The following is a 13,022-nucleotide window of genomic DNA, read 5'->3' as shown; positions in this document are numbered from 1 at the left end:
CTCCTGGCCGCGATCTTCGCCCGGGTCCTGGGCATCGACCGGGTCGGCGCCCACGACTCGTTCTTCGACCTCGGTGGGGACTCCCTGACCGCCATGCGCGCCATCACCACCATCAACACCACCTTCGCCACCAACCACACCGTACGCACCCTGTTCAACACACCCACCATCACCACACTGGCGCAGCTGCTGGACGCCGACACCGAGCCCGCTGACCCGCTCTACAGCCGGGTCCATCACGATGTCGCGGTGTTACACGCAGCCGAGCTCACGCTCGACAAGTTCATCGACGGCCCGACTCTGCACGCCGCACCGAACCTGCGCGGTCCCGGCGCCGAAACACGCTGCGTGCTGCTGACCGGGGCGACCGGGTTCCTGGGACGCTACCTGGTCCTGGAATGGCTGGAGCGTCTGGATCTCGTCGACGGCACGCTGATCTGCCTGGTGCGCGCGGACACGGATGAGGATGCGCGACGCCGACTCGACGAGACGTTCGACAGCGGCGACCCGGCACTGCTGCAGCACTACCGCGCACTGGCCGACGGCCGGTTGCAGGTGATCGCAGGCGACAAGGGCGAGCCCGACCTGGGTCTCGATCCGCAGACCTGGAAGCGGCTGGCTGCCGGTGTGGACGCGATCGTCGACGCCGCCGCGGTGGTCAACGGCGCTCTGCCCTACCGGGATCTGTTCAGGCCCAACGTCGTCGGCACCGCAGAGCTGATCCGGCTGGCCGTCACCGGGCGGCTGAAGCAGTTCCTCTACGTGTCGACGGCCAACGTCGGCGATCAGGTGGTGTCGGGGCACTTCACCGAAGACGCCGACATCCGCGTGGTCGGGTCGACCCGCACCGTCGACGCCGGGGTGGCCAACGGCTACGGAAACAGCAAGTGGGCGGGCGAAGTGCTGCTGCGCGAAGCCAATGACCTGTGCGGATTGCCGGTGGCGGTGTTCCGCTGCGACATGCTCCTGGCCGACACCACCTATGCGGGACAGCTGAACCTTTCGGACACGGTGACCCGGATGGCGTTGAGCATCCTGGCCACCGGCATCGCACCGAGATCCTTCTATGAGCTCGACGACGAGGGCCATCGGCAGCGGGCCCACTTCGACGGCCTTCCGGTCGAGTTCGTAGCCGAGGCGATCACCGCGCTCGGGGCCGACATCGTCGACGGATTCCAGACCTTCCACGTGATGAACCCGCACGACGACGGGATCGGTCTCGACGAGTACGTCGACTGGTTGATCGAGGCAGGCCACCCGATCCAGCGCGTCGGCGACTTCACCGAATGGCTGACACGGTTAGAGGAGCGTCTGCGGGCGTTACCGGAGCGGCAACGCCGCCATTCTGTTCTGCCGATGCTCGCGGTGCGCGGTACCCGCGAACCGCGACCTCTCACACCGACACTCGGGGCCTATGGTCCCACCGACCGCTTCCGCGCCGCAGTGCGGGAAGCCAAGCTCGGTCCCGACAAGAACACCCCGGACATCCCGAAGGTCAGCGCACCGATGATCCTCAAGTACGCGACCGACCTACGCCTGCTGGGACTGCTCTAGGCCATGCTCACATTGCTTCGCGCGCACTGGGCGCCGATGAGCCTGGGGGTGTTCCTGCTGGCCGCGACCACAGCGCTGATCCTGGTGCAGCCGTTGCTGGCGGGAGCGCTCGTCGATCGAGCGGCGGTCGGCTCACCGATTCTCGTCTCGGCCGTCGTCCTGCTGTCCCTGCTTGCGGCGCAGCTGCTGCTGGAGTCGCTGGGCCATTTCCAGTTGGACCGGGTGGGGGAGCGGGTCGTGCTCGAATTGCGGTCCGATTTCACCGAGCGTGTCGTGCGCCTGCCCGTCGGGCTGTTGGACCAGACCCGCAGCGGGGATCTGCTGGCCCGCGGTGCCAGCGACACCGCACTGGTGGGCGGCATGCCGCGTGCCCTCGGCGACATCGTGTTCGGATTCCTGACACTGCTCGGCGCCGGAATCTTCATGCTGGCCATCGACGCGCTCACCCTCGGGATCGTCATCGTCGTGATGGCGGTCGCCTTCACGATCGGAAACCTGTTCCTGTCCCGGATTCAGCGGGCATCCGTCGACCGCCAAGACGCCCTGGGCGACTACACCGCGGGGTTGGACAGGGCGCTGGGCGCGGCACGCACGATCAAGCTGTTCGGCGCCGAGGACCGCGAGGTGCGATCCATCGGTGGCAGCGCACACGCCGCCTACCGGTCGGGCCTGCACATCGCCTCGTCCACGGCGCTGAGCATCGGCATCGTCCGGTTCGGCGTCACCGGATCGTTTCTGGCGATCATGGTCATCGACGGGCGCCGGGTCGCCGACGGCGGCCTGTCTGTGGGTCAGTTCGTCAGCCTGTTCGCCTTCGCGCTGTATGCGGTCTTTCCCGTCACCGCGGCGTTCAGTGCCCTTGCGACGCTGCGGACTTCCGCCGGGGCTCATCAGCATCTGGCCGCCACACTGCACGAGCTACCGGAAAGCGAACCCCTCACGCAGACGACCGCCGCCACGGTCGCAGCACCTCCCGACGTCGATGACACCGCGCCGCTGGTCCAATTCGACACGGTGTCGTTCCGCTACGGCGCGGCCCCGGTTCTCGACGGTGTCTCTTTCACGCTCGCTCGCGATCAGATCACCGCGTTGATCGGACCGTCAGGAGCGGGGAAGTCCACGGTTCTGGCACTGCTGTGCCGTTTTCACGATCCGGCCGGCGGCGTCGTCAGGTGGGAGGGCCGCGACGTGCGGACCCTGCGGTTACGGGATCTCCGCGACCGGCTCGGGCTTCTCGAGCAGGACGCTCCGGTGTTGCATGGAACGATCCGCGAGAACCTGCTGATCGCCGATCCCGACGCCGGGGACGGGGACCTGTGGCGGGTACTCGAGCAGGCCAGCATCGCCGGCGAAATCGCCTCTCTGCCAAATCAACTCGACACCGCCGTACTGGACCGCGGACGCAGCTTGTCGGGCGGACAACGGCAGCGGCTGGCGCTGGCCCGGGCATTTCTGTCGCGGTCCGAACTGATCCTGATGGACGAGCCGACCGCGCATCTGGATCGCGCCAACGAGTACGACGTCATGAGGAATCTGTTGCAGGCCCGGGGCCGGCGCAGCGTGCTGGTGATCGCGCACCGGCTCTCGACCGTCACGAACGCCGATCAGATCCTGGTCCTCCAGCACGGCAGGATCCAGGCGTCCGGCACACACGACGAGCTCCTGCGGATGCCGGCCTACCGCGAGCTCATCGAGCACGAACTCGCTCGTGATTAGGCGCCCGGTGCTTGCCGGTATCGCTCGACTCGCGATCGACCACCCACGCCGGGTACTCGTCGTCGCGGCTCTGTTCATGGTCGGTGCCGCCGTCTTCGGCGTCCCGGTGGGCAAGTCCCTGTCGTCCGGGGGAGGACTGGATCCCGCCGCCGACTCGTCGCAGGCGTCGGCTCTGCTCTCACGGAAGTTCGACCAGGGCGACATGGGAATGCTCGTCACGGTGAGCTCCGACAGCGGTGCGCGGGGGCCCGCGGCCAGCCGCGCTGCCACCGATATCGTTGAGCGACTGAAGCAATCGCCGCACATTCGGCAACTTCGATCCTTCTGGACCGCGGCGCCTGCGGCGGCGCCGTCGATGCTGAGCGCCGATGGGTCTACCGGGCTGATCACCGCCGCGATCGCTGGCGATCGGAACGACGCCCCGGTCACGGCGAACGAGCTGGCCGACTCGATCGCGGGGGAGGAGCACCCCGGCGTCACCGTGCGGGTGGGCGGGGAAGCGATCGTCAACCTGCAGGTGAACGAGCAGACCCAGCGAGATCTGCTGCTGATGGAATCCCTGGCGTTGCCGCTGAGTTTCGTGGTGCTGCTGTGGGTGTTCGGGAGCCTGACCGCGGCAGCACTTCCGGTCGGCGTCGGCATCTTCGCGATTGTGGGGTCGATGGCGTCGTTGCGGCTCATCTCGCTGTTCACCGACGTGTCGGTCTTCGCGCTGAACCTCAGCGTCGCGATGGGCATGGCGTTGGCCGTCGACTACACCCTGCTGATCGTCAGCCGGTTCCGGGACGAGTTGGCGAAGGAGCCGACTCGTGACGCGGCCCTGGTGCGCACGATGGCCACCGCCGGTCGTACCGTCGTGTTCTCCGCGATGACGGTGGCGCTGTGCATGTCGACGATGGCGCTGTTCCCGCAGTACTTTCTGCGCTCCCTGGCCTACGCCGGGGTCGCGGTCGTGACGTTCGCCGCGGTGGCGGCGATCGTCGTGACGCCCGCCGCGATCGTCCTGCTGGGCGACCGGCTCGACTCGGCGGCGGCTCGGCGGCGGATACGCCGGATCCTCTGGGGCGTGGCGGCGCGGCCCCAGGAGGAACCCGGCACGGCCGCGGTCGAGCAGCGCTTCTGGTACCGGTGGACGAAATACGTGATGCGCCACGCGGTGCCGATCGGTGTCGGCGTCACGGCACTACTGCTGTTGCTCGGCACACCGTTTCTGGACGTCCGGTGGGGGTTCGCCGACGACCGGATACTGCCCGTCTCGGCGTCGGCCCGCCAGGTCGGCGATCAGCTGCGCAAGGATTTCCCGGGCAACGGCATTCCCCCGATCAGCGTCGTGTTGCCGGACGCGACCGGGTTGAACGCGGCCGATATCGACGGCTACGCCGCCGACCTGTCGCGGGTGCCGGATGTGGCGGCGGTGTCGGCGCCCGGCGGCACCTACGCCGGCGGGGCACGGGTGGGGCCGACCTCGGCACCCTCGGCGATCACGGACGACAGCGCCTTCGTGACGGTCAGCACCACCGCGCCGCTGTACTCCGCGGCGTCGCAGACCCAGCTCGACCGGCTGTTCGACGTCGCGGTCCCGGGCGGCAAGCCGGTGCAGCTGACGGGAGTGGCGCAGAGCAACCGCGACAGCGTGCACGCGATAACGACCCGCCTACCGCTCGCGCTGGCGCTCATCGCGGTGATCACCCTCGTGCTGGTGTTCCTGCTCACCGGCAGCGCGGTGCTGCCGTTCAAGACGGTGGTGATGAGCACGCTGTCGCTGACCGCGGCGTTCGGCGCGCTGGTGTGGGTATTTCAGGAAGGCCATCTCGGAGGACTGGGCACCGCTGCGACGGGCACCCTGGGGGTTCAGCTGCCGGTGTTGCTGTTCTGCATCGCCTTCGGCCTGTCGATGGACTACGAGGTGTTCCTGCTCTCCCGGATCCGGGAGTACTGGCTGGCGTCTGACCGCGGGGCCGACGCCAACGGCGAAAGTGTCGCACTCGGGGTGGCCCATACCGGGCAGGTGATCACTGCGGCGGCGCTGATCATGATGATCTCGTTCGCGGCGCTGATGGCGGCGCAGGTGTCGTTCATGCGGTTGTTCGGGTTCGGTCTCACGATGGCGGTCTTCGTGGATGCGACGCTGGTGCGGATGGTGCTGGTGCCGGCATTCATGCACGTGCTGGGCCGGATCAATTGGTGGGCGCCCGGGCCGCTTGCCCGCCTGCATCATCGGTTGGGCACCAGCTGAGCTTCCTGCCTCAGGGCCGCTGCGCGGGCCGGGGATCAATGCCTAGCCGTTGGGCCACCCGATCGACGCACACCGGAAACTCGACCAGCTCGCCCTGCGCGCACGACCGGCCGGCGGCAAGGGCGCAGACGTCGACCACGCTGTAGAGCCAGGGCGGTGTGCGCATTTGGTGCCGATCGAACAGCACGGCAAGACGGTGGCTGTCGGAGGTCGGCACGGCGCCGATCACGATCGCCTCGTACCCAACGAATTCGGCGATCTTCATGGCCGCCTTCCGTTGCGGCACGAGATCGGCCGAATCAACCGGACAGCGCACGTTGTAGTCGGAGTAGAACGGTTCGGGCAGACGGACTGCCTTCGCCGGGTCGTGCTCGACGAACATGTGCAGACGCGATTCCGACCCTTCGGCGTGACGGCAAACCGGCCGGCGAACGGCTGTCTGCGTCGAATTGCAGACCGGTGCATTCGGTATCGAGAAACACCAGCTCTCGCATGAGGAGGCACCTCCTTTGGCCACGTCCTCTGTTGTCGCAGGATCCACTGTGCGCCGCCTATGTCAGGGTGGGCGCAGCGCAAGCTGTGGGTCTGCTGAGCTTCTCGACGCAATTTCAGCGTTGAGTCACAGCTTCGGGGGCGCTTCTTGGGATCGGTAGTGCGGTTGACCCAGTGCACTTGCCCAGGGACCCGGGTAACCCCGAGGGCACCCGGAGCGAAAGACAGGAAAAGTCGTTCGCCCACGAGCGAAAGGACGAAGACCGTGAACATCACCTCCACGGGCATGAGGTTCGCCACGGCGGCGGCGCTGTCGGCCGGTCTTGCGCTGGCCGGTTTGGGCATGGCCGGTGGCACAGCGGCAGCGCTGCCAGGCGGACCGGTGCCGCTGAACAGCTGGCCCGGGTGCCCGGAGAACAGCCCGGAAGGCCCCTGTCGCTGGTGCCCCGGTGATCCTGCGGTGCAAACCGGGAATCTCAGGGTGAACCCGGTGGTCTGGGACAACAACGCGTGCCACACGTACTGGTACGTCTACCACGGGCAGGGCAACGTGGCGTCGAACATCTTCGAAGGAGAGGTTCCGCCGGCCCCGCCTGCGCCGGCGCCGAGCCTGACACCGCCGCTGCCGCCCGGGTGGTGCTGGTCGCTCTTTCTGCCAACGACCAACTGCCCCAACGGCTAGACCTACGCGACCCGATACTCCTCGGTGGCCCGGTCGGCAACGATGCGGTGACGCCCGACACGTCGGGTCGACGCGGCGTGCGGATCGTCCTCGATCTCTGAGCGAAGCGTTCTCGGGAGCAGCGGGCCCAGCGGCGCTCAGATTCGGCCGCCCGGGAACATCGTCTTGACGGCCTGCGTAACGGTGTCGCGCGCGGCGGCTGCGCCCACCGGTTGCAGAGAGCTGATCACCATGACGTAGCGGCGTTCGGGTCCGATCACGCCGGTCGACACGTGCAACTGGTTGGCGCCGTTCCAACAGCAGAACCAGCCCTGCTTGACCGCGACCGGCTCGGCGTAGAGTCCGTCCGGGATGCCGAAGCGCTGCGGGTAGCCGTCGGTTCCCGTCGGTGTGGACTGCGCGAGGTTGCTCATGATGACGTTGGCCTGTGCGGCGGGCAGCCCGCCGCGGCCGTCCAACAGCATGGCGTAGTAGCGGACGAGGTCGCTTGCGGTGCTCTGGGTGACATCCCAGTGCCCGTTGTAGGGCCCCGTAGTGCCCGTCAACCCGTATCGCGCCACGATGCGCCCGATGATGGCGTTTCCTCCACTGCGGTCCCAGAAGGTCTGGGCCGCACCATCATCGGAGGAGCGCAACATGATCTTGAGCGACTCGCGGTCTGCCGCAGTCAGCTGCGTCTCGCCCTTCGATTCCTGCAGCAGCAGGTCATCGGCGATGAAGAGCTTCACCACGGACGCGACCGGGAAGGGCCGAGTGACACCGTTCGAGACGACTTGACCGGTGTTGCGGTCCAGTACCTCGACCTCGATGGTGGCCCCGGCCGCGGCCGCGTCGGCGGTGGCTTGACGGGTGCGGGCGTCGAGTCCGTCGAATGACGCCACCGGCTGGGCGGGCGGAGCCTGGGGCGGCGGCACCGGCATTGTGGCCGGCGGGGCCACACCCGTCGCCTGGGGGGCGCTCCCGGCGCCCGGGGGCATTCCGGAGACCTGCGCCTCACAACCACCGACCAGCATCGCCACGCCGAGGATGGCCATGCTCGTCGAGGCCAGCATTGACAGCTGCCGCCACATAAGTCCTCCGAATGAGTCAGGGGAGCTGAGACCGAAGCTGCGCCCAGCGGTGATCCAGCCTAACCGGCCCGACCGGACCGTCTGATGCTGAACCGAGTCAGACTTCCGGGCATCTGGACCAGGTGGCGCTTGCGGACGACAACGCTCGGAGGGGCTTGCCGTCAACCCTGTGTGGCGGTGTGTCTCACCGGTGATACGATTTGCATGTGACCGAGGTGGTGACCGTTCGCGACCTGCGCAACCACGGTGGGGAAGTGCTGCGCAGGGTAGAGCGCGGTGAGCGGATCGTGGTGACGCGTGATGGCACCCCGGTGGCAGAGTTGAGCCCGCTTCCGCGTCGCAGCGTCAGCCCGTCCGAGCTGATTCGCCGTCGCCGGAACCTGCCGCGGGTTGACGTGGAGGCATTGCGCTCTGATGTGGACAGCGTGATCGATCCATCGCTGTGAAGGGGTCGGTCGGGCAGTCGAGAGGCATGCTCGACACGTCAACGGTGATTCTGCTCGGCCGGCTGGCGGATCCGGATGAGCTACCGATCGAATCCGTGATCAGCGCGATAACCCTCGCCGAGCTGTCCGTGGGACCGCATGTCGCCCGGACCGATGCCGAACGCAGCGCACGGCAGCAACACCTGCAGCAGGCGGAGGCGGATTTCGAAGTCCTTCCGTTCGACGCCGAGAGTGCGCGGGCGTTCGGGGGCGTCGCCGCCGCGCTGCGAACATCGGGCCGCAAACCGGTCGGGCGCGCCTACGACGCGCTCATCGCGGCCAGTGCCGTCGCACACGGTGTGCCGTTGTACACGTGCAACCCCGGCGACTTCTCCGGGATACCTCAGTTGGACCTGCGTGAGGTCACCCACCCAGATCACTGATCCACCGCGCCATGTCTCGAAGGTGGCAGACCGTCGCACCCCGCCGGCTGCACGCATGCTCCAGATGAAATCCTCACGGCAGCAGTGTAATACGGCGGACTTGACCGATGACTGTTGCTCCCCATCCGTGGCTCGTCGGCTATCGCGCGATCAGCGCGAACACACCCCATCCGAAATGCGCGCGGGTGCACGCCGCGTACTGCTGCGGCTCGGTCGCCAGCAACCGGCGGACCTCGTCGTGCAGCTCGTGACCCGGGTTGGTGTCGATCCAGCGGCGCATGTTCAACCACTGCGCAGCCTGATAGCGGTCCCAGGACTCCTCTGTCGAGCAGACCATCTCCACCACATCGAAGCCCTGCGCTCCGAACGAAGCCAAGAGATCCGGCAGGGTCAGGTAGTCCTCGGCAGACTCCACCCCGCACCCGGCCAGGATCTCGGGAGTGGTTGGAACGGTGCGCCAGTACGGCTCACCGACCAGCAGCATCCCACCGGGCTTGAGGCTCCGGCTCAGCAGGTCCAGAGTGCCTGGCACCCCACCGCCGATCCACGTCGCGCCCACGCACGCCGCGACGTCAACGGGCTCGTCGAGGACGTAGCCGAAGGCATCAGCCTCGACGAATCGCAGCGCGTCACTCACACCGAGCTCCTCGGCACGGGCCCTGGCGACAGCGATGAAATCAGGGTTGAGGTCCACGCCCAGCCCGGTGATCCGGTGGTCCCGCGCCCAGGTGGACAGCAGCTCTCCGGAACCGCAGGCCAGGTCGAGGATGCACGCTCCGGCGGGTAGGCCGAGTGCGGTACCGAAATCGGCGAGCTGCCGGTCAGTCAGTGGATTGTGGATGCGGTGGCGGGATTCACGGATGGAGAAGAGACGAAGGTCGAACATGACGGTGCTCCTTACCCGGGTTCCAGAAGTTGTCGGCCTGCGAGCGGACGGATCCGCTCACCGGCACCGGGACAGCCATCTGGCATCAACCTTCGGTAGTCGCCCCGCTCGCCGAATGCGACCGGGAGGATGGGCAGGAGCAGCCCGTGAGGCTACTACCGACCCCGCTTCGCGCACCACGCATTTTCTGCGGGCCCGGCCGGGACCGATGTTCTCAGGCCCGGGTGCCGAGTGGCTGTTTCGGCTGCGTGCCGACCGGATTCACCCTGCGTCCGGAGGATTGAGAATCTCGTCGATGAGGGGCAGGCTGAAAACATGAGAAGGCTTATTCGTCGTTCGACAATTCTCACTGCTGCTTTCGCGCCAATCGCCGCTCTTTCGCTGCTGGTCCCGGCAACCGGCTCAGCGCAACCGCTCGATTGCCGCAATGGCGAGTGGTGGGACCCGGTCGCCAACGTGTGTCGACCGCCGGTCGCGTCGACACCACTGAACTGCCAGAACGGCTACTGGTGGGACCCGGTCGCCAATGTCTGCAGGCCGCCGGCCGCCCCGTTCCCGCCGGACTGCGGGGCCGGAAACTACTGGAATCCGGTTTCCAACGCCTGTCGGCCGCTTGGCCAGGTATGAGTGTTACCGCCGTATTCGATTCCGGCGCACGCCTCGCATTACCCATGGTGCAAGGATCGAGATGTGGACACCGGGGTGGGGCACCGTTAGCGGGGTTGACCGAGGCCTTCCGGGCAGTGACCGTGTAGCAGGATCCGACCTGGCGATACGACGAAAACGTTGTTCGTGTGCTCACCTGCAGACTTCAAAAGAGATCCCCGAATAGCCATGACGAACAAGCCCGCAGGGGAGTGGGGCCTTTGTCCTGGCCACCAAAGGATTCTGACAACACCTTGTGTGGCGTCGCGATGAGTCTTGCTCACCGGTGCAGTCTGATCGGCATGGGCAAACTCATCTATGGCTTCAACGTGTCGGTGGACGGATACATCGCCGATGCACGAGGCAACATCGACTGGTCCGACCCGAGCGAAGAACTGCACCAGTACTGGAACGACTTCGAGCGGGAGACCGCCCTGTCGTTCTACGGGCGGCGGCTCTACGAACTGATGTCCGCGTACTGGCCGACTGCCGACAAGGCCCCGGACGCCACCCCTCTGATCGTCGACTTCGCCCGAATCTGGCGCGACATGCCCAAGGTCGTGTTCTCGCGCACCCTGGAGTCCGTCGACTGGAACTCCACCCTGGAATGCGGCGACCCGGTCGAAGTGGTGACGAAGCTGAAAGCCGAGACCGACGGCAGGCTGGAGGTGGCCGGGGCTACGCTGGCCGCACCGATCGTGCAGGCCGGACTGGTGGATGAGTATCGAATCGTGTTCGCGCCCAACGCCGTAGGCGGCGGCACCCCGTTCTTCCCGACACTGCCGTCATGGATCTCGCTGCGGCTGCTGGAGAACCGCACCTTCCCCGGTGGCACGGTCCTGCTGCGCTACGAGGCGAAACACGACTGATCGGACACGCAGCCAGGTGACGGGATGCGCGGCGAAACACACCACTCGTCAAGCGGCGCCAAGTTACCGACTCATCCCAGGATCGCCCGCGCTGCGCGCTCTGCGATCAGCATGACCGGCGCGTTGGTGTTCCCGGAAGTGATGGTGGGCATCGCCGAGGCATCAACCACTCGGAGGCCGGCGACGCGGTACACGCGACAGTCGGTGTCGAGCACCGTGGCGGCCGACCGCGGCAGGCCGCGAGCGTCGAAGGCTCCCATCGCGCAGGTGCCCACCGGGTGAAAGATGGTCGTACCGAGTTCACCGGCCGCCTGCTGCAGGTCTTCGTCGCTCACCAGTTGCGGGCCCGGAAGCAACTCTTCCGGGCGGTAGCGGGCCAGGGACGGCGCCGCCATGATCTGCCGGGTCATCCGGAGGCCACGCACGGCGATGTGACGATCGGTGTCAGTGGACAGGTAATTGCAGAAGATCTTCGGGTCTGTCAGCGGATCAGCACCCGCTATCCGCACGTGGCCACGCGAGCTGGGTCGCAGATTGCACACCGAGGGTGTGATCGCTGCGAAACGGTGCAGGGGTTCGCCGAACTTCGGCAAAGACAGGGGCTGCACATGCCACTCCAAATCGGGACTGGCCAGCGTGGGGTCGCTCTTGGCGAAGGCGCCCAGCGTGGAGGGCGGCATGGTCATGGGTCCCGACCGCAGGAACAAATACTGAAGTCCCATGCCCGCACGGGTGATCCAATTGCGGTACAGCGTGTTGACGGTCCGGGCACCCCGCACCCGGTAGACCGTTCGCAGCTGCAGGTGGTCCTGGAGGTTTTCACCCACTCCCGGCAGATCGACGGCCACCGGCACGTGATGCCGGCTGAGCAGCCCGGCCGGGCCCAGACCCGAGGCCTGCATCAGATGCGGCGACCCGATGGCTCCGGCGCTGAGGATCACCTCCCTGCGGGCCTGGACGTCGATGATGTGGCCGTCTTTGAGCAGCCGCACACCGGTGGCGCGGTGCGCAGCCGTGGTCCAGGCAGCGCGACGCTGATCCTCGTGGACCTGGTCATCCATCAGCAGCCGCAAGGCCTGGGTCTGGGTGTAGACGGTGAGATTCGGTCGGTGGGCGACGGGATGCAGGAAAGCATCGGCCATCGACCAGCGACGGCCACGCCGTTGATTGACATGAAAGTAGGCACTGCCGGCGTTGTCTCCCCGGTTGAACTCGTCGATCGGAGCAATGCCCACCTGGACGGCGGCGGCCTGCCAGGCGTCCAGGATCTTCCAGCGGACCCGCGGCCTCTCGACGGGGATCTCGCCACCTGCGCCGTGCCAGTCGTCGGCTCCGCCGAAGTAGTCTTCCAACCCCTTGTAGATCGCCAGTGTCTCGCCTGGACGATCCGGGCCACCCCAGAGCCATCGCTCGTCACCGGTGGCCTTGGCCCACAGGTCGTAATCGGAGGCCTGCCCGCGCATGTGGATCATGGCGTTGATCGACGAGCTGCCGCCGATCACGCGGCCCCGCGCGTAGTGAATGCTGCGGCCGGCCAACCCCGGGTCGGCCTCGGTCGTGAAGCACCAGTCGGTGCGGGCGTTGGCAATGGTGTACAGGTAGCCCACCGGGACCTTGATCCAGAACCAATTGTCTTTGCCGCCCGCCTCGATCAAGAGCACCCGGTGATCGGGGTTGGCGCTGAGCCGGTTGGCGAGCAGGCAGCCCGCACTGCCCGCCCCCACGATGACGAAGTCGAATTCGGCGATGGGGCTCATTACCGGCATCGTTCCTCCATGGCGTCGAATGCGTGTCCTGGCGTGCGATGACCGTCTTCGTCGGGAGACTAGGGCGTGTCTCCGTAATATTCGCGCCTTGACCGGCGACGATTGTGACCGTGACGCGGATGGGTGTGATTTCTGATGGGTTCTGGTCGGCCGTCGAGTCGGTTATGCCCTCGGATGTAGGTAAGCGGGGCAACAGATTCAGCGATCACCGGTTGATCTTGGAAGGGATCGCGTGGCG

General features: G+C 66.9%; 11 protein-coding genes and 1 pseudogene. 8 read left to right on the top strand and 4 right to left on the bottom strand.

All coding sequences use genetic code 11. The features are described from left to right. From JDV09_RS25855 to JDV09_RS25845, 3 genes are all read left to right on the top strand, one after another. Window positions 1–1,554 (top strand): SDR family oxidoreductase (locus JDV09_RS25855; RefSeq protein WP_221371989.1); only part of this gene is annotated, 1,554 nt, incomplete at its 5' end. A gap of 3 nt (window positions 1,555–1,557) precedes the next feature. Further along, on the top strand, window positions 1,558–3,270 hold the full coding sequence (locus JDV09_RS25850; protein ID WP_221371988.1) for an ABC transporter ATP-binding protein: 1,713 nt from the start codon (window positions 1,558–1,560) through the stop codon (window positions 3,268–3,270). Between the two features lie 7 nt (window positions 3,271–3,277). Then, entirely contained in the window at window positions 3,278–5,506 is a 2,229-nt protein-coding gene (locus JDV09_RS25845; RefSeq protein ID WP_221371990.1) for an MMPL family transporter, read from the top strand. Window positions 5,507–5,516: 10 nt separating this feature from the next. On the opposite strand, the gene JDV09_RS25840 is transcribed toward JDV09_RS25845, so the two are convergent. Beyond that, window positions 5,517–5,888: a hypothetical protein gene (locus JDV09_RS25840; RefSeq protein WP_221371987.1), complete on the bottom strand. Its 372-nt coding sequence runs from the start codon at window positions 5,886–5,888 to the stop codon at window positions 5,517–5,519. Window positions 5,889–6,263: 375 nt separating this feature from the next. Here JDV09_RS25840 and JDV09_RS25835 point away from each other — a divergent pair, with 375 nt between their 5' ends. Continuing rightward, entirely contained in the window at window positions 6,264–6,680 is a 417-nt protein-coding gene (locus JDV09_RS25835) for a hypothetical protein (protein ID WP_221371986.1), read from the top strand. A gap of 137 nt (window positions 6,681–6,817) precedes the next feature. On the opposite strand, the gene JDV09_RS25830 is transcribed toward JDV09_RS25835, so the two are convergent. After that, the gene (locus JDV09_RS25830) at window positions 6,818–7,750 is read right to left on the bottom strand and encodes a serine hydrolase family protein (RefSeq protein ID WP_221371985.1); all 933 of its coding nucleotides are present in this window, start codon (window positions 7,748–7,750) and stop codon (window positions 6,818–6,820) included. Window positions 7,751–7,956: 206 nt separating this feature from the next. Here JDV09_RS25830 and JDV09_RS25825 point away from each other — a divergent pair, with 206 nt between their 5' ends. Both JDV09_RS25825 and JDV09_RS25820 read left to right on the top strand, forming a co-directional pair. Further along, window positions 7,957–8,196, top strand: a complete 240-nt coding sequence (locus JDV09_RS25825) for a type II toxin-antitoxin system Phd/YefM family antitoxin (RefSeq protein WP_221371984.1) — start codon at window positions 7,957–7,959, stop codon at window positions 8,194–8,196. 26 nt (window positions 8,197–8,222) lie between these two features. Further along, a complete protein-coding gene (locus JDV09_RS25820) occupies window positions 8,223–8,618 on the top strand; it encodes a type II toxin-antitoxin system VapC family toxin (protein WP_221371983.1) in 396 nt (131 codons plus the stop codon). Between the two features lie 139 nt (window positions 8,619–8,757). On the opposite strand, the gene JDV09_RS25815 is transcribed toward JDV09_RS25820, so the two are convergent. Continuing rightward, window positions 8,758–9,504 carry an SAM-dependent methyltransferase gene (locus JDV09_RS25815; RefSeq protein ID WP_221371982.1) on the bottom strand — a complete coding sequence of 249 codons (747 nt, stop codon included), beginning with the start codon at window positions 9,502–9,504 and terminating at the stop codon, window positions 8,758–8,760. A 947-nt stretch (window positions 9,505–10,451) separates the two neighbouring features. Here JDV09_RS25815 and JDV09_RS25810 point away from each other — a divergent pair. Next, window positions 10,452–11,018, top strand: a complete 567-nt coding sequence (locus JDV09_RS25810) for a dihydrofolate reductase family protein (protein WP_221371981.1) — start codon at window positions 10,452–10,454, stop codon at window positions 11,016–11,018. 71 nt (window positions 11,019–11,089) lie between these two features. On the opposite strand, the gene JDV09_RS25805 is transcribed toward JDV09_RS25810, so the two are convergent. Further along, entirely contained in the window at window positions 11,090–12,775 is a 1,686-nt protein-coding gene (locus JDV09_RS25805) for a GMC family oxidoreductase (protein WP_221371980.1), read from the bottom strand. A gap of 119 nt (window positions 12,776–12,894) precedes the next feature. On the opposite strand from JDV09_RS25805, the pseudogene JDV09_RS25800 reads away from it, so the two are divergent. Beyond that, window positions 12,895–13,022: pseudogene (locus JDV09_RS25800) on the top strand (IS5 family transposase); the annotation flags it as partial.

This window comes from Mycolicibacterium xanthum (genome assembly GCF_019710635.1).
Taxonomy (GTDB): Bacteria; Actinomycetota; Actinomycetes; order Mycobacteriales; family Mycobacteriaceae; genus Mycobacterium; species Mycobacterium xanthum.
The sequence above is the reverse complement of the archived record's forward strand: the minus strand, read 5'-3'. Positions and strand labels throughout refer to the sequence as shown.

Bases quoted from the DNA above. Each gene is read 5' to 3' on its own strand.
- JDV09_RS25850 (WP_221371988.1), top strand. From the start codon at position 1,558: ATGCTCACATTGCTTCGCGCGCACTGGGCGCCGATGAGCCTGGGGGTG.
- JDV09_RS25840 (WP_221371987.1), bottom strand. From the start codon at position 5,888: ATGTTCGTCGAGCACGACCCGGCGAAGGCAGTCCGTCTGCCCGAACCG.
- JDV09_RS25830 (WP_221371985.1), bottom strand. From the start codon at position 7,750: ATGTGGCGGCAGCTGTCAATGCTGGCCTCGACGAGCATGGCCATCCTC.
- JDV09_RS25820 (WP_221371983.1), top strand. From the start codon at position 8,223: ATGCTCGACACGTCAACGGTGATTCTGCTCGGCCGGCTGGCGGATCCG.
- JDV09_RS25815 (WP_221371982.1), bottom strand. From the start codon at position 9,504: ATGTTCGACCTTCGTCTCTTCTCCATCCGTGAATCCCGCCACCGCATC.
- JDV09_RS25810 (WP_221371981.1), top strand. From the start codon at position 10,452: ATGGGCAAACTCATCTATGGCTTCAACGTGTCGGTGGACGGATACATC.
- JDV09_RS25805 (WP_221371980.1), bottom strand. From the start codon at position 12,775: ATGAGCCCCATCGCCGAATTCGACTTCGTCATCGTGGGGGCGGGCAGT.